The organism is Achromobacter sp. GW823-FHT04E03, assembly GCF_058796095.1.
On sequence record NZ_JBXAIJ010000002.1, the window covers coordinates 140,977 to 164,343 of the forward strand.

Genomic DNA, 23,367 nt, shown 5'->3' on the forward strand with positions numbered 1-23,367 from the left:
GGATGTCACACGCCCACGGTCTGATCTGGCGGTGCGGCGCCGCCCCCCGGGTCTATCCAGGCTGGAGTACTGCCCCGAACGCAGGGGGATTCGGCGCGCTATAGTACCAAGTTGGCCTTTGAAACCGCTTAAAAGAGCCCGATGGACGTGACAATACGCATTCGGGGTGCGCGCACCCACAATCTCAAGAACGTCTCGCTCGACCTGCCACGCCACAAGCTGGTGGTCGTCACCGGCTTGTCCGGCTCGGGCAAATCGTCGCTGGCCTTCGACACGCTGTACGCGGAAGGCCAACGCCGCTACGTGGAAAGCCTGTCCGCCTACGCCCGCCAGTTCCTGCAGCTGATGGACAAGCCGGACGTGGACCTGATCGAGGGCCTGTCCCCGGCCATCTCCATCGAACAGAAGGCCGCGGGCCACAACCCCCGCTCCACCGTCGGCACCATCACCGAGATCCACGACTACCTGCGCCTCCTGTACGCGCGGGTCGGTACGCCCTATTGCCCTGACCACGGCCTGCCATTACAGGCGCAAAGCGTCAGCCAGATGGTGGACGCGGTGCTGTCCTGGACGCCCGAAACCCGGCTGGCGGTACTGGCGCCCATAGCCCGCGGCAAGAAAGGCAGTTTCGAGGACGAATGCGCCAGCCTGCAGGCGCAGGGCTACGTGCGTCTGCGCGTGGACGGCCAGCTGACCGAAATCGACGGCATGGCGCCGCTGAAGAAGACCGAGAAGCACGACATCGACGTCGTCATCGACCGGCTGCGCATCAAGCCTGAAAGCAAGCAGCGCCTGGCGGAAAGCTTCGAGACCGCGTTGCAGCTGGCCGAGGGCCGCGCCCTGGCGCTGGACATGGACAGCGGCCGCGAACAGGTCTTCTCCAGCCGCTACGCCTGCCCGGTGTGCAGCCACAGCCTGCCCGAGCTGGAGCCGCGCCTGTTCAGCTTCAACAATCCCATGGGCGCCTGCCCCAGTTGCGATGGCATCGGCCAGGTCGGCTTCTTCGACCCCAAGCGCGTGGTCGCCTTCCCGGAGCTGAGCCTGGCGGCCGGCGCCATCCGCGGCTGGGACCGCCGCAACGCCTTCACGCATTCGCTCTTGACCAGCCTGGCGGCGCACTATGAATTCGACATCGAAGCGCCCTTCGAGGAACTGCCCGAGGCGTTGCGCGACAAGGTGCTGTACGGCTCCGGCGACGAAGAGATCTCGTTCCTCTACCTGAACGAAAAAGGCCGCAGCACGGTCAAGCGCCATACATTCGAAGGCGTGATCCCGAACCTGGAGCGCCGTTGGCGCGAAACCGATTCGGCCACCGTGCGCGAAGAGCTCGGCAAGTACCGCAACATCAAGACCTGCCCGGACTGCGGCGGCTCGCGCCTGCGGCCCGAGGCCCGCAACGTGCTGATCGGCCAGGATCCGCGCGGCGGCGAACGCCACGGCCAGGCCATCTACGAGGTCGAGGCCATGCCGCTGTCGACCTGCCTTACCTGGTTCCGCGACCTGAGCCTGACGGGCGCCAAGCAGGAGATCGCGCAACGCATCGTGCGCGAGATCGAGGCGCGCCTGAGCTTCCTGAACAACGTCGGCCTGAACTATCTGTCGCTGGACCGCAGCGCCGATACCATCTCGGGCGGCGAGGCGCAGCGCATCCGGCTGGCCAGCCAGATCGGATCGGGCCTGACCGGCGTGATGTACGTGCTGGACGAGCCCTCCATCGGCCTGCACCAGCGCGACAACGACCGCCTCATCGGCACCCTGCAGCACCTGCGCGACCTAGGCAATAGCGTCATCGTCGTGGAGCACGACGAAGACATGATCCGCATGGCCGACTGGGTCGTGGACATGGGACCGGGCGCGGGCGAGCACGGCGGCCAGGTGGTGGCGCAGGGCGACCCGGAAACCGTGCAGCGCGACCCCCAGTCGCTGACCGGCCAGTACCTGAGCGGCGCGCGCGCCATCGCCATCCCGAAGCGACGCCCCGTCAACGACGAACTGTCCTGGCTGACCCTGACGGGCGCCAGCGGCAACAACCTGAAGAACGTGGACCTGCGCATCCCCGCGGGCCGGCTGGTGTGCGTGACCGGCGTGTCCGGTTCGGGCAAGTCCACGCTGGTCAACGACACCCTGGCGGTCGCCGTGTCGCGCCAGCTGCATCATGCGCAGAGCGAACCCGCTCCTTACGTGTCGATGCAGGGGCTGGAGAACTTCGACAAGATCATCAGCGTGGACCAGAGCCCCATCGGCCGCACGCCGCGCAGCAACCCCGCGACCTACACGGGCCTGTTCACGCCCATCCGCGAACTCTTCGCGGGCGTGCCGGAAGCGCGCACCCGCGGCTACGACCCGGGGCGCTTCAGCTTCAACGTCAAGGGCGGGCGCTGCGAGGCCTGCCAGGGCGACGGCGTGGTCAAGGTCGAAATGCATTTCCTGCCCGACATGTACGTGCCTTGCGACGTCTGCCACGGCAAGCGCTACAACCGCGAAACGCTGGAAATCCGCTATCGCGGCCGCAACATCAGCGAAGTGCTGGACCTGACGGTCGAGCAGGCGCTGGAATACTTCGAGTCCGTGCCGGCCATCGCCCGCAAGCTGCACACGCTGATCGACGTGGGCCTGTCGTATATCCGGCTGGGCCAGAGCGCGACCACCCTGTCGGGCGGTGAAGCGCAGCGCGTGAAGCTGTCGCAGGAACTGTCGCGGCGCAGCACCGGCCGCACGCTCTACATCCTGGACGAGCCCACCACGGGCCTGCATTTCCGCGACATCGAGCTGCTGCTGCAGGTGCTGAACCAGCTGGTCGACAGCGGCAACACGGTGCTGATCATCGAACACAACCTGGACGTCATCAAGACCGCGGACTGGGTGGTCGACATGGGTCCCGAAGGCGGCGACGGCGGCGGGCGCGTGGTGGCGCAGGGCACGCCCGAAGACGTGGCCGGCACGTCCGCCAGCCACACCGGACAATACCTGGGCAAGCTGCTGCGCCGCTGAACCGGCGCCTGAATCATCACATCAACGGCTAGGAAGGATCGCGGCATGTACACCTTGATCATCGGCAACAAGAACTACTCGTCCTGGTCCCTGCGGCCATGGATCGCCCTGCGCGCCGCAGGCATACCCTTTACCGAGCAGAAGCTCGGCTTCTTCACCGAGGAATTCTCGCGCCGCGTGGGCGCGGTGTCGCCCGCGGGGCTGGTTCCGGTGCTGCTGGATGGCGAGTTCGCGATCTGGGACACGCTGGCGATCTGCGAGTACCTGGCCGAACGCCATCCCGAAGCCCGCCTGTGGCCCCAGGACGCGCGCGCCCGGGCCCGCGCGCGGTCGCTCACCGCGCAGATGCACAGCGGCTTTGGCGCGATGCGCCAGGCGCTGCCCATGAACGTCGAAGCGCACCTGCCCGGCATCGACTTTCCTGCGGCCGCGCAACAGGACATCGAGCGCCTGCAAGCGATCTGGCGCAACACGCGCGCGGCATTCGGCCAGGGCGGGCCGTTCCTGTTCGGCGAGTTCTCGATCGCCGACGCCTTCTTCGCGCCGGTGGTCTCGCGTTTCACGACCTATGGCATCGCGGCGTCCGGCCCGGTGCGCGACTACATGGACGCCGTGCAGGCGCTGCCCGCCATGCAGGAATGGACCCGCGACGCGCTCGCGGAAGCCACCTTCGTGCCCGAGGACGAGCCCTACCGCAAGCAGCGCTGAAGCACGTCAATCGGCGCGTTCAATCGCGCAGGCGCTGGGCCACGAATTCACGCACCAGCGCCATCGCCGGCGCCTCGGTGCGGCCCGTCAGCGTCACCATTGCAAACAGCGCGTGGCTGCGCAGCGGCGGGTCGGTAGGCAGTTCCGTCAGTTCGCCCGCGGCGATGCCGACCCGCGCCGCGCCCACGATGCCCAGGAATACCGCGTCCGACACGCGCACCGCTTCCAGCACGCTGCCGATTTCATCGCAGCGCAGGCGCATCGCGGTCTGCGGATCCGCCTCGACGCCGAAATGGTCGACCACGATGCGCACGGTATCCGCTGCAAGAAACGTGGACGCCAGCGGATAGGCCGCAACCTCCGCGAAGCGCGCCGGCCGCCCGGCCTGGGCCAGCGGATGGCCGCGGCGGCAGATGAATCCGGCGCGCATTTCCGAGATGGGTTCGATGCGCAGGTCGGCCGCCGGCACGATGCCGCGCGTATCGACCACCAGCGCGTCCAGGCGCCGCTGGCGCAACAGCGCCAGATGGGCCTCGGGCGAGCCGCGCATCACGTCCAGCCGCAACTGCGGATAGTGCTGCGCCACGTGCGCCAGCAGCGGCGTCATGAGCATGACGCCCGGCCCTGAACCCAATCCGATGCTGATGCTGCCCCGGTCGCCCTGGGTCAGCAGTTCCGCGCTGCGGCGCAGCTCGCCCGATTCGAACAGGATGCGCCGCGCGCGGCCGGCGACGGTCAGGCCCAGCGGGGTCAGCTCCGTGCGCTTGCCCATGCGGTCCAGCAGGCGCGCGCCCAGGTCTTCTTCCAGCAGGCGGATGCTGCGGCTGAGCGCCGACTGGGTCAGGTACAGGCGTTCGGCCGCACGGCTGAAGGAACCCGCCTCGGCCACGGCCAGCAGATGTTCGAGCTGCTTGAGATTCATGCCCGGGTCCCGATTAAGTATGAGTTTTTTTTCTAGCTTCCAGAATAACAATTCGTTAGACAACTAGCGAGGCCTGTCCCTAGCATGCGGATCACGACTAGATCATTCCAAGGGGAATTTCGTGAGCATGCTTTCCAATGGCCTGCGCCTGGCCGGCTGTGCGCTGGCGCTGGGCGCGGCGCTGCTGGCCCAGGGCGCCCGGGCCGCAGACTATCCCGACCGGCCCGTCATGATGATGGTGCCCTACCCGGCCGGCGGCGCGTCCGATTCCATCGCCCGCGTGGTGGCCCCGCCCGTCTCCAAGCAACTGGGCCAACCCGTGCTGGTGGAGAACCTGGGCGGCGTGAGCGGCGCGCTGGGCGCGCAGAAGGTGCTGGGCGCCAAGGCTGACGGCTATTACCTGTTCCAGGGCTCGCCCAACGAGCTGATCCTGTCCCCCATTGCCAATCCCGCGGTCAAGCTCAAGAGCGAGGATTTCCGCCTGGTGCAGATGATCGGCATGGCCCCATTGGTGATCGTGGCGCGCGCCGACCTGCCCGCCAACAATGCCGACGAGCTGGTCACGCTGGCGCGCTCGCGCTCGGCCACCCAGCCGCTGACGTTCGGCAGCGTGGGGGTGGGTTCGCTGTACCACGTGCTGGGCGAGCACATGGCGCGCACCATCGGCGCCAACATGATGCATGTGCCCTACAAGGGCGGCGCGCCGTTGATGCAGGACATCGGCGGCGGCCAGGTGGACCTGGCCATCCTGCCGCTGTCGCAGCAGCAGGTGGCGCTGGCCGAGCAGGGCCGCATCAAGCTGCTGGCCAGCCTGGACCCGCAGCGCAGCCAGTTGCCCGCGCTCAAGACCGTGCCGTCGGTCAACGAAGGCCAACTGATCAAGGGCTTCAACTTCACCACCTGGACTGGCTACTTCGTCAAGCGCGACACGCCGCAAGACGTGGTGGCGCGCCTGAACGCAGCGCTCAACGCCGCCATGCAGGATGCGGCGGTGAAGGACAGCCTGGCGCACCAGAACATCGAAGTCTCCGCCCCCATGAGCGCGGAACAGGCCGACGCCATGTACCGCGCCGAGACCGAGCGCTTTCGCGAAATCTCCAGCCACGTGAAACTGGCAGGCAACCAGTGACCCGATTCCAGGACCTCTCCGACATGCATCCCATCCTGCAGGCGATGACCGCCCAGGCCGACGAATTCGTCTCGATCCGCCGCGACATCCACCGCCACCCCGAACTCGGCTTCCAGGAATTCCGCACCAGCGACCTGGTGGCGCAGTGCCTGACGCAATGGGGCTATGAAGTGGAACGCGGGCTGGGCGGCACCGGCGTGGTGGGGCAGTTGCGCCGCGGCAGCGGCGGCAAGCGCCTGGGCCTGCGCGCCGACATGGACGCCCTGCCCATCCAGGAAGCGACGGGCCTGGAACACGCCAGCTGCAACGAAGGCGTCATGCACGCCTGCGGCCACGACGGCCACACCGCCATGCTGCTGGCGGCCGCGCACCACCTGGCCAGGCATGGCGACTTCGACGGCACGCTCAACCTGATCTTCCAGCCCGCCGAGGAAGGCCTGGGCGGCGCCAAGCGCATGATGGAAGACGGACTGTTCAGCAAGTATCCCTGCGACGCCATCTTCGCCATGCACAACATGCCGGGCCATCCGCAAGGCCGCCTGCTGCTGCGCGACGGCGCCGCGATGGCTTCGTCCGACAACGTCACCATCGTGCTGGAAGGCGTGGGCGGGCACGGCGCGATGCCGCATTGCGCCGCCGATCCGGTGGTGGCTGGCGCGGCCATCGTGCTGGGCCTGCAAAGCATCGTCGCCCGCAATATCGATCCCCTGCACATGGCGGTGATCACGGTCGGCGCATTCAACGCGGGCAAAGCCAACAACGTCATCCCCCAGACCGCCACGCTGAAACTCAGCGTGCGCGCGCTGGACCGCGGCGTGCGCGACACGCTGCAAGCCCGCATCACGGAACTGGTCCACAGCCAGGCGGCCAGCTATCAGGTGCGCGCCACCATCGACTACGGCCGCGGTTATCCCGTGCTGGTCAACACCCGCGAAGAAACCGATTTCGCGCGCCAGGTGGCGGTGGAACTGGTAGGCGCCGACCAGGTGGAACTCCAGACCCGCGCGCTGACCGGCAGCGAGGACTTCGCCTTCATGCTGGAGGAAGTGCCAGGGTCCTACCTGCTGGTGGGCAATGGCGATGGCTCGGCGGAAGGCTTCAACAGCGGGCATGGGGCCTGCATGGTGCACAACCCGGGCTATGACTTCAACGACCACAGCCTGCCCGTGGGCGCTGCCTACTGGGTGCTGCTGACGCAGCGCTATCTGGCGGGCTGAGGCCGCGGCGCAAGCCTGAGGCCCGCGGGCCTCAGGCCATCTCGAACAGGCGCTTGTGCTCGCGGATGGCGTAGCGGTCCGTCATGCCCGCGATGTAGTCGGCGATGGCGCGGGCCTGCTCGTTGAAAGCCGGCCGGCGATAGTCGGGCGGCAACAGCCGCGGATCGTCCAGGAAAGCCGCGAACAGCTCGCGCACGATGCGCCGCGCCTTGGTCGTCATGCGCAACACGCGGTAGTGGCGGTACAGGTTGTCGAACAGGAATTTCTTCAGCGCGTCGGCCTCGCTCCGGATCTCGGGCGAAAAGGTCGCCAGCGGCGGCGCGCGGCGCACGTCGTCGGCAGTGGCGGGCGCGAACTCGCGGATGCGCGCCAACGAGGTCCGCGTCAGGTCGACGATCAGCGTATTGATCATGCGGCGTATGGTCTCGGCCACCGCGCGACGCGCAGCCAGCCCCGGATAGCTTTCCAGCACGTGGGCGTGGTGGCGCTCGAAGATCGACACTTCCTTCAGCTGTTCCAGCGTGATCAGGCCCGAGCGCAGGCCGTCGTCGATGTCGTGGTTGTTGTAGGCGACCTCGTCCGCCAGGTTGGCCAACTGCGCCTCCAGCGAGGGTTGGGTGCGGTCCAGGAAGCGCTGGCCCACGTCGCCCAGCTGCCGCGCATGCGCGGCCGAACAATGCTTGAGGATGCCTTCGCGCGTTTCGAAGCACAGGTTCAGGCCGTTGAAGTCCGCGTAGCGTTCTTCCAGTTCGTCCACCACCCGCAGGCTTTGCAGATTGTGCTCGAAGCCGCCCGCCTCCGGCGCCAATTCGCGCATGCAGGCGTTGAGTTCGTCCTGGCCCGCATGACCGAACGGCGTGTGGCCCAGGTCGTGCGCCAGCGAGATGGCTTCGGTCAGGTCTTCGGACAGGCCCAGGCTGCGCGCCAGCGTGCGCGCAATCTGGGCCACTTCCAGGCTGTGGGTCAGGCGGGTGCGGAACAGGTCGCCCTCGTGGTTCACGAAGACCTGGGTCTTGTACTCCAGGCGCCGGAAGGCGCTGGAATGGACGATGCGATCGCGGTCGCGCTGGAACTCCGTCCGGTTTTCCGGCGGCGGCTCGGCATAGGTCCGCCCGCGCGATTGAGACGGGTGGGATGCATAGGAAGCCAGTTCTTTCATCTGCAACACCGTCTCCATCACGGCTATTGGGTGGTGCGGGCCAGCACGGCGCGCACGGCGTCGTCGGGGGCCGCGCGCATCATGGCCTCGCCGATGCGGGTCATGAGCACATAGCGGATCGAGCCGCCTTCGGTCTTCTTGTCGACCTGCATCAGGTCCAGCCAGCGGTCGGCGCCCAGGTCGGGGGCCACGACGGGACAGCCGATGGCGGCCACCAGCGCGCGCACGCGCTCCACGTCGGCACGGTCAAAGCCGGCGACGTCGGCCGACAGCTCGGCAGCCTGCACCATGCCGCAACCGACGGCTTCGCCATGCAGCCAGGCGCCGTAGCCCAGGCCGGATTCGATGGCGTGGCCGAAGGTGTGGCCCAGGTTGAGGATGGCGCGCAGGCCCGACTCGCGCTCGTCCTTGCCCACCACTTGCGCCTTGAGTTCGCAGGAGCGGCGGATGGCGTAGGCGACCGCCTCGGGGTCCAGTTCGCGCAGCTTCTGCGCATTGTCCTCGCACCAGGACCAGAATTCCGGGTCCAGGATCAGGCCGTACTTGATCACTTCCGCCAGGCCCGCGGACACCTCGCGCGCCGGCAGCGTGTTCAGCACGTCGGTATCGATCTCGACGGCGACCGGCTGGTAGAACGCCCCGATCATGTTCTTGCCCAGCGGATGGTTGACGGCGGTCTTGCCGCCCACCGACGAATCGACCTGCGACAGCAGGGTCGTGGGCACCTGCAGGAAGCGCACGCCGCGCATATAGACCGCGGCCGCGAAACCGGTCATGTCGCCGATGACGCCGCCGCCCAGCGCCACCAGCACGCAGCGGCGGTCCAGGCGGTTGCCCAGCAGCGCGTCGAAGATCAGGTTCAGCGACTGCCAGTCCTTATAGGCCTCGCCGTCGGGCAATTCGATGCGCAGCACCCGCTTGCCGGTCCGGGCCAGCGCGGCTTCGGCGCGCTCGCCGTACAGGGCGGCGACGGTCGGGTTGGTCACCACGGCGATCGCGGTGGCGTCGGCGGGGATGCACTGGTCCAGGGCGTCCAGGCGGCCGGGGCCGATGTGGATCGGGTAGGCTCCGCCCGGGGTGTCCACGTGTACTACGTTCATATGCGCTTCTCGAAGGCTTGCAGTTGCGGCAGCAGCGCCTTGACCAGGGTGTGTATGGGCATGGCGCCCGTCTCCACCACCAGGTCGGCTACTTCCTTATAGAGGGGTTCCCGCAGGGTCATGAGGTCGCGCAGCGTGCCGCGCGGGTCGGCCGTGGCCAACAGGGGACGGTTGCGGTCGCGGCAGGTGCGGCGGAACAGTTCGTCCACGCTGGCGCGCAGGTAGACCACGATGCCGCGCTCGCGCAGGCGCTGACGGTTTTCCGGCGCCAGGATCGCGCCGCCGCCGGTCGCAAGAATTATGTTGCGCCGTTGGGTACACTCTTCCAAGGCGGCAGATTCCCGGCGACGAAAACCGGCTTCGCCCTCGATTTCGAAGATTACCGGCACCCGCACGCCGCAACGCGCCTCGAGCTCATGATCCAAGTCCATAAACTCGCGCCCCAGGGCACGCGCCAGGCCACGCCCTATGGTGGTCTTGCCCGCGCCCATCATCCCGACCAGGAAAACCGGCAGGTCATGCGGCAGCGTGGCGGCCTTGCCTGTGCACTCGATCGCGCAAGGCTGGTTTTCGGGCGTCTCGCAGGAGGACGCCGGGTCCGGGTCAGCCTCCGGACATGAGTTAGCGGAAAAGTTCATGACGGCATTATCACATCAGCCGCCAGTTGCCCGCCTACCACACTGAACGATTTTGTTACAGAAACCGGTGCCCCGTGCCAAGACGGACCCGGAGATACCCGTAAAATCGCCGCGATGAGCAAGCCCCAGAATTCCTCCAAGAAAGACAAGCCCGCCAAGAGCGGTTCCCCGATACTGCGATTCTTCGTAAAAACCGGCATTTTCTTTGCCGGCCTGTTCCTGTGCGGCGTGCTGCTGGCTGGGATGGCGTTGGCGCTGGCCTGGCCCAACCTGCCCGACCTGAACGCCATGACGGACTACCGCCCCCGGGTGCCGCTGCGCGTCTTTACGGCGGACCGCGTCCTGATCGGCGAATTCGGCGAAGAGCGCCGCAACGTGCTGCGCTTCAACGAAATCCCGGACGTCATGAAGTCCGCGGTGCTGGCGGCCGAGGACGACCGCTTCTACCAGCACGGCGGGATCGACTGGATGGGCGTGGCGCGCGCCGGCCTGACCAACCTGGTCAGCATGTCGAAGTCGCAGGGCGCCAGCACCATCACGATGCAGGTGGCGCGCAACTTCTACCTGTCGTCGGAAAAGACCTATTCGCGCAAGTTCTATGAACTGCTGCTGACCTTCAAGATCGAGTCGGAGCTCACCAAGGACCAGATCCTCGAGCTCTACATGAACCAGATCTACCTGGGCCACCGCGCCTATGGTTTCGCGGCCGCCTCGCGCACCTACTTCGGCAAGCCCCTGTCCGAAGTCACGCCTGCGGAAGCCGCCATGCTGGCCGGCATCCCCAAGGCGCCCTCGCGTTTCAACCCTATCGCCAACCGCCCGCGCGCCGAGCTGCGCCAGCGCTACGTGCTGGGCCGCATGCACTCGCTGGGCTACCTGACCGAACCGGAATACCAGCAGGCGCTGGCCCAGCCCATCGTCATGAAGTCCGCGGAAGGCACGCCGGCCGGCGGCTATTCCATCCATGGCGAGTACGTGGCGGAACTGGCACGCCAGCTGTTGTTCAACGTGTACCAGGACAACGTCTATTCGCGCGGCATCAATATCTACACCACCGTGCAGTCCAAGGACCAGGAAGCGGCCTACCGCGCCGTGCGCGAAGGCGTGCTGGAATACACGCGCCGCGCGCCCTACCCCGGCCCCGAGGAACAGCTCGACCTGCCGCCGGGCACCGAGAATAACCCGCAGGCGCTGGACGAATTCCTGGACGGCGTGTTCGACAAGTTCAGCGACAGCGGTGACCTGCTGACGGCGCTGGTGCTGTCGGCCAGCCCCACCGAAGTGAAGCTGGCGCGCAGCTCGCGCGAGATCATCACCGTCACCGACAAGAAGGTGCTGGGCGTCGTGGCGCGCGCGCTGAACGACAAGGCCAAGCCCGAGCAGCGCATCAAGCGCGGCTCCGTGGTCTACATCCGCAAGTTCGGCGACAACTGGGAAATCATCAACCTGCCTTCGGTGCAGGCGGCCTTCGTGGCGCTGTCGCCGCAAGATGGCGCCATCCGCGCCATGGTCGGCGGCTTTGACTTCTACCGCGGCAACTTCAACCGGGTGACGCAAGCCTGGCGCCAGCCGGGTTCGAACATCAAGCCCTTCATCTACGCCGCTTCGCTGGAACGCGGCCTGACCCCGGGCACGCAGATCTCGGACCAGCCCTTCGAACTGACGGCCGCGCAGACCGGCTCCAAGGCCTGGAACCCGAAGAACTACGGCAACCAGTACGAACCCATGCTGACCCTGCGCCAGGGCCTGTACAAGTCCAAGAACATGGTGTCGATCCGTATCCTGCAGGCCATCGGCCCGCAGTACGCGCAGGACTACCTGACCCGCTTCGGCTTCGACAAGGCCCGCCAGCCCGCCGTGTTGCCGCTGGCGCTGGGCGCGGGCTCGGTCACGCCCTTGCAGCTGGCCGGCGCCTTCTCGGTGTTCGCCAATGGCGGCTACCGCGTCACGCCCTACCTGATCGACCGCGTCTCCGACAGCAGCGGCAAGGTCATCATGCAGTCCAAGCCGGTCGTGGCCGGCGACGCCGCGGCCCGCGCCATCGATCCGCGCACGGCCTGGGTCATGGACGACATCCTGCGCGGCGTGGCCACCTACGGCACCGCAGCGCGCGCCCGCGTCCTGCTCAAGCGCAACGACATCGCAGGCAAGACCGGCACCACCAACGAATCGGTGGACGCCTGGTTCTCCGGCTACACCCCGTCGCTGGTCGCCACCGCATGGCTGGGCTTTGACCAGCCCAAGTCCCTGGGTTCGCGCGAAACCGGCGGCGGCGTCGCCATGCCGATCTGGGTCGATTACATGCAGACGGTCCTCAAGGGCGTGCCCGAAGAGAAGCCGCGTCCCCGCCCCGATGGCCTGCTGGTCGAAAACGGCGAGTTCTACTTCTCCGAATTCCCGCCCGGACAAGCGGTGGCGCGCCTGGGCTTGCCCGAGGCCGACACGCTGGGTGAGTTCCTCAACGGCCTGAACGGCAGCACCAGCGAGGAAACCCGGATCAAGGTGGCGCCGGGCGTAGGCACGCAAGGCAACACGCCCTGGTCCCAGAAGATTCCGTTCTGACGCGCAAATGACAAGGCCGGCCCCATGGGGCCGGCCTTTTTTTCGCCTGAAGCTGACGTTTTACAGGCGTATCGTCACGGGTACGCCGGCTGCCGCGGAACAGATCTGCGACAGGGCATCCGGCAACTGCGGGCCGCCTCGGGTATCGTTCCAGTGCTGGCCATCGTAGCGGTAGTGAAAGCCGCCGCTGCGCGCCGCGACCCACAGCTCCTGCATGGCAGCCTGGCTGTTCACCACCACATGGGTGTTGTCCTCGAAAACCATCGTCAGCACATTGCCGCTGCGGCTGGTTTCGACGTCGACATCGAGCGAAGCCGCCCAGTCATCGGCCTGGCTTTCGATGCTGTTCAGCACCTGGTCGATCAACGCAAGAAATTCGGTTTCGGTCATAATCGAGCCTGCAAGATTTAGGAGTTCCCAGTGTTCCACTTGGCATTTCGCCGCATGGTCCTTCGCATTGTAGCCACGCTGCTGGCGACCGGCATGGTTGCCGCCTGCGGGTATAAGGGCCCCTTGTACATGCCGACGCCGGACGGCAAGCCGCCCTCGCGCACGCAGCCGCAGCCGCAACCGACGGCCATCCCGCCGGTGCAGTCCATTCCATGACCCCCCGATTCCCCGCGCAGCCTGAACTGGCCGGTCATCCGTACTTCCAGTTCCGCAACAATGTCCTGTACGCCGAGGACGTGCCGCTGGATCACCTGGCCGAAAAGCTGGGCACGCCGTTGTACGTTTACTCGCGCGCCGCGCTCAAGGCTGCCTGGGAATCCTACCGCAATGCCGTCGGCCAGCATCCGGTGCTGGTCTGCTACGGCATGAAGGCCAATTCCAACCTGGCCGTCCTGAAGGAATTCGCGCGCCTGGGCGCGGGCTTCGACATCGTTTCCGGCGGCGAGCTCAAGCGCGCCCTGGCGGCCGGTGCGGACCCGTCCAGGATCGTATTTTCCGGCGTGGGCAAGCAGGCCTGGGAAATGCGCGCCGCGCTGGCCGCCAAGGTCAAGTGCTTCAACGTCGAGTCCGAAGCCGAACTGCGCCGGCTGTCGGACATCGCGCATGACATGGGTCTGCGCGCGCCCGTTTCGCTGCGGGTGAATCCGGACGTGGATGCGCAGACGCATCCATACATCTCCACCGGCCTGAAGGAAAACAAGTTCGGCATCGCCATCGAATCGGCGCTGGACGTCTACCGCCTGGCCCAGTCGCTGCCGGCCCTGGAAATCGTGGGCGTGGACTGCCACATCGGTTCGCAGCTCACCGACATCAGTCCCTATTTCGACGCGCTGGAAAAGCTGCTGGACCTGATCGAAAAGCTGGATCAGGCCGGCATCCGGATCGTCCATCTGGACCTGGGCGGCGGCCTGGGCATCCGCTATACGGATGAGATCCCGCCCTCGCCCCAGGCCTTGCTGGACCGTGTCTTCGAACGCCTGAACGCGCGCGGCTTCGGCCATCTGCACCTGGTGCTGGAGCCCGGCCGCTCGCTGGTGGGCAACGCCGGCGTGCTGCTCACGCGGGTCCAGTACCTGAAGCACTCGGAAGCGCGCAACTTCGCCATCGTCGACGCCGCCATGAACGACCTGCTGCGTCCCGCGCTGTACGAAGCCTTCCACGGCGTGCGCCCCGTGCATCCGCGCGCGGGCGACGAAACCCTATACGACATCGTCGGCCCGGTCTGCGAAAGCGCCGACTGGCTGGCCCGGCAGCGCAAGCTTGCTCTCCAACAGGGCGACCTGCTGGCGGTGGAGTCCGCGGGCGCCTACAGCATGGCCATGGCCAGCAATTACAACGCCCGCCCCCGCGCGGCGGAAGCCATGGTCGACGGTGACAAGTACTACGTCGTGCGCCAGCGCGAAACGCTGGACGACCTGCTCAAGGGCGAATCCACGCTGCCCTGAGGGGCTGCCGCCATCCGCGGCGCGGACCGCGCGCCGCATAGGGGCGCGATGCCGCTCATTTCACTCGAACTCATGCGTGATGGAAGCCGGCCGGCCCGGCGCTACTGTCAGGGTCATGCGGTAATCGCCCGCTGATGCGTTGCGCACCGTCACCTGGTAACGGCCTGGCGGCAGGGACAGTTCGCGCAGCGGCGGGCTGACGCCGCGCGAGCGGCCATTGACCACCACCTCTCCCCACGGACGCACGGCCACGCGCACCGTGACAGGCGCCGCCTGAGGCGGCGGCGTCGCGGGCGCGGCGGGCTCTGACGCGGCGGGGGCTGCCGCGGCTTCAGGCTCAGGGGCGCTATCTGGCTTCGGGCTGGCGGACGGCATGGTGGAGCCAGTGGCTGCGGCCTGCGGCGGCGAGGCTGGTAGGGCCGCGGCGGGGGAATCCGGCGGGGTCGGTGGAGTCGGCGCGGGCGCGGGTTGCGGCTGTGGTTCCGACGGCGGCAGGGGTTGCGGCGGCGGTTGGGACGGTGGCTCCGATTGGGGCTGGGGTTGCTGCTGAGCTTGAGGCGGCGCCACGCCAGCCAGCTCCACCGGCGGCTGTGCCGGCCGCAGCCATGCATATCCCCCCGCCGCAAGCAGCAAAAGGCCCGCCACGGCCAGCGGCAGCATGCGCCGCGCGCGCGTCGGGTGTTCCGGCCGCATCGCGGTCAGGCGAGCGGCGGCCGGCGGCGGATCGGCAAGGTCGCCGGCGGGCGTCTCCATCATCAATGAAGGCGCGGTCATGTCCGGCTCCGGATCCTCCACAGGAGCGGCCACAGAAACCGCCGCAGGAGCCGGCACCGCCGGCGGGATCACGCCCATCGCCGCAGCAAGCGCCACGGCTGTCCGCGGCCTCGCCTGCGCCTCCATCGCCAGGCCCTCGTCCACGGCGGCGCAGAAGGCCGCCCGATAGGCGCCCGGATGCCACTCATCCAGAGGCGGGCAATCGTCCCGTACACGGCGCGCCAGCGCGCCTGGAGGGGCCGCGCCCGTCGCCAGGAAGTACGCCAGCGCCGCCAGCCCGTACACGTCCGTCCAGGGGCCGCAAGAATGCCCCGGATCGTCCGTGTACTGTTCGAACGCGGCGTAACCGGCATGCCGCGCTGCGTCTTCGTCATCGGGCGCCGCATCGAAAGGCGGCGCCAGGACGGCAAAACCCTGCCCGTCGCGGACCACGGCATCTGGGCAAATGCCGCCATGTGCCCGGCCGCCTTCGTGCATGGCGGCCAGGGACGCGGACAGGCCGGCGACCACGCGCAGGATCTCCTGTTCACGCTGCCGCCCGGGCGACAGGCGCAGGATATCGTCCAGGCGCTCCACATCTGGCGCGGCCGGGAAGCCCCCCGCGCCCGGTCCAGGCGGCACAGCTGAAGTTCGTAGCATGCGCGGTCCTCCGGCAGATTCAGGGATGCCAGGTCGGCAGGGATGAGAACAGCCTGGCGAACAGCGTCGCGTTCAGCGCGCCGCCATGGATGTAGGTCTGCAAGGCCGCGCCGTCCGCCTGGTTGGTCCACCAATAGCTGGTGTGGGAACTGGGGTTGAAGCAGAACGGCAGGTCGGGCCAGGCGCCCAGCGCGCGGCGCGCCAGCGGCGCGGAATCCTGCTCGCGGCCGGCGCTCAGGATATCCATGATGTCGCTGCCGCCGCGCGGCGCGGCGGCGCCCGGCGCTGCGGCAGGCGTACGCACCTGCTGCAGGCTGCGGTCGAACTGCTCCGCCGGGCAGCCATGGCGCACCGCCGCCAGCATGCTGGCGCCGATCTGCCGGTAGTAGTCGCTGGCGCCATCCAGGATGCTGCTGTGGTACTGCGCGGGCGGTACGGCCATGACCACGCACAGCGGGTAGCCCCGGCCCACCCGGTCGCGGCTGGGCGTGATGCAGCCCAGCTGTGCGACACCCGCGCCCGGCCCGGCGGGAATCGCGAAATTCCAGATGGGCGCCGACGCGAAACCGCGCGCGGCATTGACGTCCGGCGCCTGCTTCAGCGCCGCCAGCCCGAACTGCAGCCAGCGGTCCCACCAGGTGATCAGCTCGCGCGGCAGGCGCCGGTGCACGAAGTCGCCCGCCGCCGGAATCTTGCCGTACCAGCCCACACGCCCACGCTCCACTGCTAGCTCCATGTCCATGTCCTGTTCACGACGCGCCCGGGCAGGCGAACGCCTGCATCTCGGCCAGATGGAAAGGGCTCTTGACGCTGCTGGCGGTGATCTCCAGCACCACCTTGCGCCCGCCCAGATCGAATGTGGCCAGCGTGACCTCCGGCGTGGCCCCCCGTCGCAGCTGGGCGCGGTCCAGCATGCGGTTCAGCGCCCAGGGGCCCGACGTGGTCATGCCAGCCGCGCCGACCTGCGGCGTGAGCTCGATGCGCACCTGGTTGCTGCCGCGCGGACCGGGCCACTGCACCGTGGTCGCCACCTGCGGACCATGCGCGTAGCGCACCGCCTGGCCATCCACGTCCATCACGAACTGGGTAATGCCCGCGTCCATTTCCACGGGCCTGATGGCCACCCGATACGAGGGCATGGGGTTGCCCGCCATGAAATACACGTCGCGGATCACGCCCGCGCGCTGGAACGCGTCCAGCGTGGTGGAGTTCTCCCCCGACTTGCCGTCGATGCCGGGCTTGAAGCGCCAGCGCTGTCCGGAAACGTCGATCTGGTTCGCCAGGTTCTTCTGGAAGAAGTCGTCCATCAGGCCATTGGGCCCGAACAGCCGCGCCATATCGTTGGGCGCCACGTCGCGCGCCGAACGGCTCGAAAACGGATAGCGTCCGGCCACGGACTGGCCGCAGAACATGCCGATGGTGGCGGACACGGTCTCGCCCATGCGCGCGCGGGCCACGTCGGACACCTCGCCGGACGCGTTCACCGACAGCGAGTTGAGCACGTCGCGCAGCGGCCCTGGCAAGCGGCCCGCCTCGGCCCTCAGCTTGGTCACGGAATCCGAGCTGGGTGCGGGGCTGCCGCTGCGCAAGGCCGCATCCGCCGCCGTCAGATAGGTATAGAGCTCGTTGATGAGGCCGGTGGTAGCTGCGATCGGCGAGGTGGCGCCGGCCGCCGCGCCCTCGCCTTCGGCCAGCCGACGGTACGGCTCGAAATGCTGGTCCACGATGCGCTCCAGCTTCTCGTCGGTGGCGTCGGCCCGCATGGCCGCGCCGGGCCCGGTTGGCCCGAACATCTGCTCCAGCGCCTCGCGCGTGCTGCTGACGCGGTCGCGCGCCTGGTCCACCAGCGAGCGGTCATCCTTGCCGGTATCGCGCAGCAAGGAGGTCTCGCGCGCAACGCCGCGCACCAGCTGCACCAGCGGAGACTCCGGCGCGGACAAGGTGCGCGCCATCTGGATGTTCTGCAGCAGCGACTTGCTGGGCGCCAGCTGCATATCGTTCAGATAGCCGTCCCACTGCGCCACGTAGTCGTTCATGTACAAGCGCTTGATGTCGACCACCAGCTGGCGTTGCGCCGTCTGGTCCAGCTGGCTGCGCAACGGGATGTTCAGGATCCACGCATCATCCGAACGCAGCACCTCGGCCACGCCGGTCACGCGCTTGTTGAACACGTCCCAATAGCCGCGATAGCTGTAGAGCGCGGGAATGCCCTGGCTCAACGGCTTGCCGCTCTTGCGCACGAAGACGGCGCTGGCCTGCGCGCCGCCCAGCGTCACCACCGTGATCTCGGGCGCCGCGTCGGCGTTGGCCAGGGTGCGGCGCAGCCGGCTGTAGGCGCGTTGCGCCAGCGTGTAGCGCGCCAGCTTCTCGCGCGCCTGGGCCACCAGCGCGTCGTCCTTGGGAAACGGCGACGCCAGCACGTGGCTCTGCGTCAGGTTGCGCAGGTGCAGCGACAGCTGCTCATACTGGCGCCGCGTGTAGCCTTCAGGCAGGGTGGCCTGCATGTCCGAGAGCAGCCACGCATGCATGAACTCCGCGTCGTAGCGTTCGGCCTCGTACAGCATCAGATAGGCCCGCAGCGCCTCGTAGGAATACTCCAGGTCGCTGGCCGAGGCGTCGCGCAGGGCGGTCTCGACGCGCCGCGCCACCTGCGGCAGCAGCACCTGGTCCAGCGTGTTGCCGTACACGCCCTGCGCCGCCGCCCGCAGCTTCTGGCCCTGGTAGAGGCCATAGCGATAGCTCAGGGGCGGATTGTCGATCTCGAAGCCCTCGTGCTGGGGCAGGTACCAGAGGCTGTCCAGGAAGGGCATCAGCCCCAGCAGGTCGCCGGTGCGCGTGATCTTGATGTCGCGGCTCAGCTTCTCCACCGCCGGCACCCGCCGCGCCACCTCTTCCACGTAATCGGCGTTGTTGCGATAGCTCATCGTCCAACCCGCGACCAAGGCCAGGAAGGCCGCTGTCACCAGGCCGTACCCCGCCCAGTGCAACTGCCGATAGCGGCGTTCCCAACGCAGGTTGCGGCTGGCCAGGCCGGCCTCGCGGAAGATGACGTCCTGCAGCAGGTTCTTCAGGAAGTAGCTGCGTCCTTCCGCCTCGCCCGGCACGCTGGCCGCGGGCGCGGCGCCGCCGTCGATGCGCAGGTAGCGCTTCAGATGGCCAGTCACCTGGTCGAAGGTCTCTCCGCCCTGCGTGCCGCTGGTGAAGTAGACGCCTCGCGGAATGACCCGCGCCTCGAACTTCGAAGTCGCGAACACATCGCTCAGGAAATGGCCCAGGATGGCCTGCAGGCCCGCGAACTGCTGCGGCAACATGTAGGCAAGCGCGCGCCGCGCAGGATCGCTCTCGGCCGCCACCACTTCAGGCAAGGCGTCATCCAACCGCCGCTGCAACAGCGCATACTCTTCGTGAAAGGCTTCATACAGGTCGAAACCCGGCTCCTGCGCGCGCGCATACGGCAAGGTAAAGCCCCAGATCTGCGCCAGCTCCTCTCGGGTAAAGGAAGCGAAGTACTCTTCGAAGCCGGACAGCAGATCCGTCTTGGTCACCAGCACATACACCGGGAATGCGATGCCCAGCTGCTCGCGCAATTCCTGCAGGCGGCGTCGCAGCACTGCCGCATGCTGCGCCCGTTCCGCATCCGACGCCGACAGCAGGTCTTCGACGCTGACAGTGAGCATGGCGCCGTTGATGGGCTGGCGGCCGCGGTACTTGGACAGCAGGCCGAGAAAGCCGCGCCACTCTTCTTCGTCGCCGGTCGGATCGCTTTCGTGCGTGGTGTAGCGCCCCGCCGTGTCCAGCAACACGGCATCGTCAGTGAACCACCAGTCGCAATTGCGCGTGCCGCCCACGCCGCGCAAGGCCACCTTGCCGTAGCGTTCGGCCAGAGGAAAGTTCAAGCCTGAATTCACCAGCGCGGTGGTCTTGCCCGCGCCCGGCGCGCCGATGATCACGTACCAGGGCAGCTGATACAGGTACTGCTTGGAGAACCGGTCCAGCGCGCCGCGCCTGCCGCGGCTCTCGAAGCGGGTCTTGCGCAGCAGTTCCACGGCCTCGTGAAAGCGCGCCTCCAGCTGGCGTATCTCGTCGTTGCCGGCGGCTTCCTCCAGCGGCTTTTCCGCCTTGGGCCGGGGCCGCCGCAACTGGCTCAGCAGCTGCGCGTTCAAGCGCCCTTCGCGCCATTTGCGCCACAACAGCCGCAGCAGCCAGATCGCGAACATCGCCACGATGACGGCGATGCGCACCGTTTCGCTTTCCAGCGGGCGCACCGTGCCGATGGCGATGAGCGGCCCCGCGATCCAGATCAGCACCGCCAGGGCCACCAGCCCCAGGAAGTTCCACACGCGGCGGCTGAAGAACCATCCGAACAGCCTGTAGATCATTCCTGTCCTCCCTGCTCGTGCGCCACCGGCGGCACCAGCACCGTGATCTCCACCCGCCGGTTCAGCGCGCGGCCCGCGGCCGTGTCATTGGGCGCCACCGGATCAGCGTCGCCGCGCCCTTCCGCGCGCACGCGGGCCGTCTGGCCCAGGCGTTGCTCCAGCATGTCCTTGACCGCATCCGCGCGCGCCTGCGACAAATGCCAGTTGGACGGAAAGCGTGCACTGCGCATCGGCGTGTTGTCGGAGTAGCCGCGCACCAGGATGCTGCCCTGCGTCTCGCGCAAGGCATCGGCCACGCGCGACAGCACCGGCAGGTACTGGTCGCGCACGGAACTGGCGCCAGATTCGAATACGCCGTCGCCTCGCAGCACCACCACGCTGCGGTCCACCTCATCGCGCACGGTGACCAACTGGTCGCGGATCTCGGGCGCCAGGAACACCGCCAGCCGCGGCGCGGGCGCGGGCCGCTTCACGGCGGTCGGGGCGATCTGCACCGTGGGCGGACGCAGCTTGGCGATGGACGCGAATACGCCGTCGGACTCGCTGCCCAGACGCCAGCCCAGGCCCCAGTACAGGGCCAGCGCCAGGACGGCTGCCAACGCGCCGAACACCCACAGCGGCACGGGCAGGCGGCGCAATGGCGTCTGCGCCGGCTCGTCGCGCCAATGCGGAGACAGCGCCAGCGGATAATCGCCGCGCGCGCCGCGCAGGATCCGCAAGAGGCGCTGGCGCAGCGTTTCCAGCTGCGAGCGGCCGTTGTCGATCACGCGGTAGCGCCCTTCGAAGCCCAGCAGCAGGCAGTAATACAGCAACTCCAGCAGATCCAGGTGCTGCCCGGGGTTCTGCGACAGCTTGGCCAGCAGCTGGAAGAACTTTTCTCCGCCCCAGGTCTCGTTGTGGAACGTGACCAGCAGGCTGTGCGCGGACCACACGCCGCCCCCGCCCCATGGCGTGAGCGCCGCGGCCTCGTCCAGCGCCGTGCACAGGCAGTAGCGCGCGCCCAGTATGGTTTCGTTGGGGATGCCCGCCTGCTGCGCGCGCAGCTCGAACTGCCGCACTTCGTCCAGCAGGTGCTCGCGCAGCATCGCAGGCGAGGGATGCGTCGCCGTGGCGCGGATCTGCGGGATCAGGTCCAGCAGCGGGTTGGCCGCCGCCACCAGCGGATTGGCGCCGCTGATGACGTAATCGTGGGGACGCAGCCTGCCCGCCGTATTGGCAGCGCCTTCGCCGATGCCGCCCGGAGGGCCGGCCAGCGTGTGATCCGAAGCATGCATAGTTGTCTCCGCCTGGTTTGGCCGCGCTCAGTCGCGCAGCGCCCAGAACTCCATCGTCAGCCCGGGAAAATCGCCCGCCAGATGCAACGCCAGCGCGCCGGTGCGCTCCAGCTGCTTCCAGAATTCGCCGCTCTTATCCAGTTCGAAATAGACATGTCCGGCGCTGTACGGAATCTGTCGCGGCGCCACCGGCAGCGCGCGCACGGCGACGCCCGGCAATTGCAGGTGCACCAGGTCGCGGATGCGTTCCACCGGACCGATCTTGACCTGCGCCGGAAAGCGCGCCCGCACGGTCTCCACGCCCAGGTCCGCATGCACCGCCAGCACGAAGCCGGCCGACTGCAACAGTTCCGCGTCCTGGATCTGCGCCACGCGCACGCCCTGGCCGCGGTCCTGCAGCGGTATCTGCAAGGCGCGCTGCTCCAGCACGGCCGACAGGGAGCGGCGCAGCTCGTTCATCAAAGGCGTGAAGCTGCCCTGCAGATCATCGTGCACGTAGTCCGGCAGCACACCGGGCCGGCGCGTGGCGGACGTGAAGGTGGCCAGGTCGCAGGCCAGCATCAGCCAGTCGTGGAACAGACGTTCGGGATGCTGCGCGGGAAGCTGCCGCACATGCCAGATCGAACCCATATAGCGGTTGACGGTTTCCAGCAGCATGAAGTCCGACACCTCGGAAACGCCGCCGCGGCCGGGCTGCGACAGGCGCGAGGCCAGCGCCTCGCTGCGCGCGTCGAGCAGCCCCTGCAGTTCATCGACGAAGCCCCGCAGAACCGGATGCTCGCCCGCCGCCAGCCACGGCGCCACATAGCCTTCGTCCAGCACCACCCGGTTGTCCGAACGCCGCTCCAGCACGCGCGCCACGCCCAGGCCCAGCCAGTCGTCGGTAAGTTCGTCCTCCAGCATCAATCGCAACCGCAAGCGTCCGAGCTGCATCAGGACGGGTTCCAGCGCCACGGAGCCGCTGTCTTCCACTTCGGCCTCGTGCACCAGATAGCGCGCCAGCGTGTCTTCCTCGCCTTCGTAGATGACGTCGCTGGCGCCGGCGCGCACGCGCGGCAGGGCCAGCATGATGCGCGCGCCGCGCGTCTGCGCCGGTACTTCGAACGCCGCGGGCGCCGCGTCCGGATGCGAGAAATCGAAAGGCGTGCCATCGGGCATGACGCCTTGCGCCCGGGTCAGCGCCACCTTGCCGATCGCCAGCGCGTCGCGGTCCAGCGACAGCTGGCCAAAGCCCCAGAAGCATCCCTGGAGCGTGGCTGCGCGCTGCTGCGCGGTATGCAGCATATGGCGTTCAAACTGCTGGAAATGCTGCGGCCGCAGGAACATGCCCTCCGACCAGATCACTTTGTCTCTACTCACCATGTGCGGTTCTCTTCGCTTCTAAAAGGGCCACCACGAACGGCTGCGATCCACTTCTTCCAGCCCGTCGCGCTTGACCGCGACCTTCACCGTCTCCTCGTTCGGCGAAAACTGCCAGACCTTGTAGATGTTGGTGTTCTGCGCCTCGGGCAACGACACCAGCAGCCGCCACTTGCTTTGCTCCAGTTCGCGATAGGCCGCCACCACGCCCACCACGCGCGCCTCGGCGTTGCCTGGGTACTGCACCACCTTGGTTTCACCCGGTTTCAGGATGACCTGGTCGACATTGAGCAGCTCCGCGCCCAGCGCCGCATGCGCATCGCCCTGCAAGGTGAAGAAGTCGCGCGATTCGAAGATGCTGGCCGATTTCAGTTCATAGATCGTCACCTGCACCGGCGAGGGCCTGCCGCTGGCGTTCTGGTTCACTTTCGGATCCGCGCGCAGTTCGATCGCGTACGGCACGGGCACTCGCTTGGCCGTCGACGAGCATGCCGCGAGCATCGCCGCCGTCAACGCAGCCGCGAGAATCGCCGCGGTGCGCCGCCGTCCCGTCGGAATCACTCGTAGGCATGGACCGTTCATAAGACCTCGGAAATAAAAGTACACACGTCTGTTACGCCG

At 67.7% G+C, this 23,367-nt stretch carries 18 protein-coding genes; 7 read left to right on the top strand and 11 right to left on the bottom strand.

The window, feature by feature from the left end; translation table 11 throughout:
• Positions 1-147 precede the first annotated feature (147 nt).
• Complete coding sequence (gene uvrA / locus AC1RHV_RS11920; protein ID WP_370126359.1) at positions 148-2,991, top strand: excinuclease ABC subunit UvrA; 2,844 nt, start codon at positions 148-150, stop codon at positions 2,989-2,991.
• Between the two features lie 45 nt (positions 2,992-3,036).
• Positions 3,037-3,699, top strand: coding sequence for a glutathione S-transferase family protein (locus AC1RHV_RS11925; RefSeq protein ID WP_492300903.1), 663 nt, complete (start codon positions 3,037-3,039; stop codon positions 3,697-3,699).
• 19 nt (positions 3,700-3,718) lie between these two features.
• Here AC1RHV_RS11925 and AC1RHV_RS11930 read toward each other — a convergent pair whose 3' ends face one another.
• Positions 3,719-4,621: a LysR family transcriptional regulator gene (locus tag AC1RHV_RS11930; protein ID WP_054457181.1), complete on the bottom strand. Its 903-nt coding sequence runs from the start codon at positions 4,619-4,621 to the stop codon at positions 3,719-3,721.
• A 127-nt stretch (positions 4,622-4,748) separates the two neighbouring features.
• Between AC1RHV_RS11930 and AC1RHV_RS11935 the strand changes: the two genes are divergently transcribed.
• On the top strand, positions 4,749-5,750 hold the full coding sequence (locus AC1RHV_RS11935; RefSeq protein WP_492301746.1) for a tripartite tricarboxylate transporter substrate binding protein: 1,002 nt from the start codon (positions 4,749-4,751) through the stop codon (positions 5,748-5,750).
• A gap of 23 nt (positions 5,751-5,773) precedes the next feature.
• A complete protein-coding gene (locus AC1RHV_RS11940) occupies positions 5,774-6,967 on the top strand; it encodes a M20 aminoacylase family protein (RefSeq protein WP_054457184.1) in 1,194 nt (397 codons plus the stop codon).
• 31 nt (positions 6,968-6,998) lie between these two features.
• On the opposite strand, the gene AC1RHV_RS11945 is transcribed toward AC1RHV_RS11940, so the two are convergent.
• Genes AC1RHV_RS11945 through AC1RHV_RS11955 form a run of 3 tightly spaced genes read right to left on the bottom strand, consistent with a single transcriptional unit; the run spans position 6,999 to position 9,864 of the window.
• Positions 6,999-8,126, bottom strand: coding sequence for a deoxyguanosinetriphosphate triphosphohydrolase (locus AC1RHV_RS11945; RefSeq protein ID WP_175181583.1), 1,128 nt, complete (start codon positions 8,124-8,126; stop codon positions 6,999-7,001).
• A gap of 23 nt (positions 8,127-8,149) precedes the next feature.
• Positions 8,150-9,226 carry a 3-dehydroquinate synthase gene (aroB, locus tag AC1RHV_RS11950; RefSeq protein ID WP_492300905.1) on the bottom strand — a complete coding sequence of 359 codons (1,077 nt, stop codon included), beginning with the start codon at positions 9,224-9,226 and terminating at the stop codon, positions 8,150-8,152.
• Complete coding sequence (locus tag AC1RHV_RS11955; protein ID WP_054457189.1) at positions 9,223-9,864, bottom strand: shikimate kinase; 642 nt, start codon at positions 9,862-9,864, stop codon at positions 9,223-9,225. Before AC1RHV_RS11955 ends, aroB begins: the two co-directional genes overlap by 4 nt.
• A gap of 114 nt (positions 9,865-9,978) precedes the next feature.
• On the opposite strand from AC1RHV_RS11955, the gene AC1RHV_RS11960 reads away from it, so the two are divergent.
• Positions 9,979-12,426: a penicillin-binding protein 1A gene (locus tag AC1RHV_RS11960; RefSeq protein WP_492300907.1), complete on the top strand. Its 2,448-nt coding sequence runs from the start codon at positions 9,979-9,981 to the stop codon at positions 12,424-12,426.
• Positions 12,427-12,486: 60 nt separating this feature from the next.
• On the opposite strand, the gene cyaY is transcribed toward AC1RHV_RS11960, so the two are convergent.
• Positions 12,487-12,816: an iron donor protein CyaY gene (gene cyaY / locus AC1RHV_RS11965; protein ID WP_013396958.1), complete on the bottom strand. Its 330-nt coding sequence runs from the start codon at positions 12,814-12,816 to the stop codon at positions 12,487-12,489.
• Positions 12,817-12,870: 54 nt separating this feature from the next.
• Between cyaY and lptM the strand changes: the two genes are divergently transcribed.
• Together lptM and lysA are read left to right on the top strand one after the other, a co-directional pair.
• Entirely contained in the window at positions 12,871-13,032 is a 162-nt protein-coding gene (gene lptM, locus AC1RHV_RS11970) for an LPS translocon maturation chaperone LptM (RefSeq protein ID WP_225589042.1), read from the top strand.
• The gene (gene lysA / locus AC1RHV_RS11975) at positions 13,029-14,321 is read left to right on the top strand and encodes a diaminopimelate decarboxylase (RefSeq protein WP_313387458.1); all 1,293 of its coding nucleotides are present in this window, start codon (positions 13,029-13,031) and stop codon (positions 14,319-14,321) included. Before lptM ends, lysA begins: the two co-directional genes overlap by 4 nt.
• 60 nt (positions 14,322-14,381) lie before the next feature.
• Here lysA and AC1RHV_RS11980 read toward each other — a convergent pair whose 3' ends face one another.
• The 6 genes from AC1RHV_RS11980 to tssJ are packed head-to-tail and all read right to left on the bottom strand — an operon-like array spanning position 14,382 to position 23,328.
• Positions 14,382-15,734, bottom strand: coding sequence for a hypothetical protein (locus AC1RHV_RS11980; protein ID WP_492300909.1), 1,353 nt, complete (start codon positions 15,732-15,734; stop codon positions 14,382-14,384).
• Between the two features lie 19 nt (positions 15,735-15,753).
• Complete coding sequence (gene tagF, locus AC1RHV_RS11985) at positions 15,754-16,470, bottom strand: type VI secretion system-associated protein TagF (RefSeq protein WP_054457308.1); 717 nt, start codon at positions 16,468-16,470, stop codon at positions 15,754-15,756.
• Positions 16,471-16,483: 13 nt separating this feature from the next.
• Positions 16,484-20,113 carry a type VI secretion system membrane subunit TssM gene (gene tssM / locus AC1RHV_RS11990; protein ID WP_054457198.1) on the bottom strand — a complete coding sequence of 1,210 codons (3,630 nt, stop codon included), beginning with the start codon at positions 20,111-20,113 and terminating at the stop codon, positions 16,484-16,486.
• Complete coding sequence (locus tag AC1RHV_RS11995) at positions 20,110-21,387, bottom strand: DotU family type VI secretion system protein (protein ID WP_054457200.1); 1,278 nt, start codon at positions 21,385-21,387, stop codon at positions 20,110-20,112. The genes tssM and AC1RHV_RS11995 overlap by 4 nt, the downstream gene beginning before the upstream one ends.
• 27 nt (positions 21,388-21,414) lie before the next feature.
• The gene (gene tssK, locus AC1RHV_RS12000) at positions 21,415-22,749 is read right to left on the bottom strand and encodes a type VI secretion system baseplate subunit TssK (RefSeq protein WP_175181586.1); all 1,335 of its coding nucleotides are present in this window, start codon (positions 22,747-22,749) and stop codon (positions 21,415-21,417) included.
• Between the two features lie 18 nt (positions 22,750-22,767).
• Positions 22,768-23,328: a type VI secretion system lipoprotein TssJ gene (gene tssJ, locus AC1RHV_RS12005; RefSeq protein WP_054457203.1), complete on the bottom strand. Its 561-nt coding sequence runs from the start codon at positions 23,326-23,328 to the stop codon at positions 22,768-22,770.
• Positions 23,329-23,367: the final 39 nt, after the last annotated feature.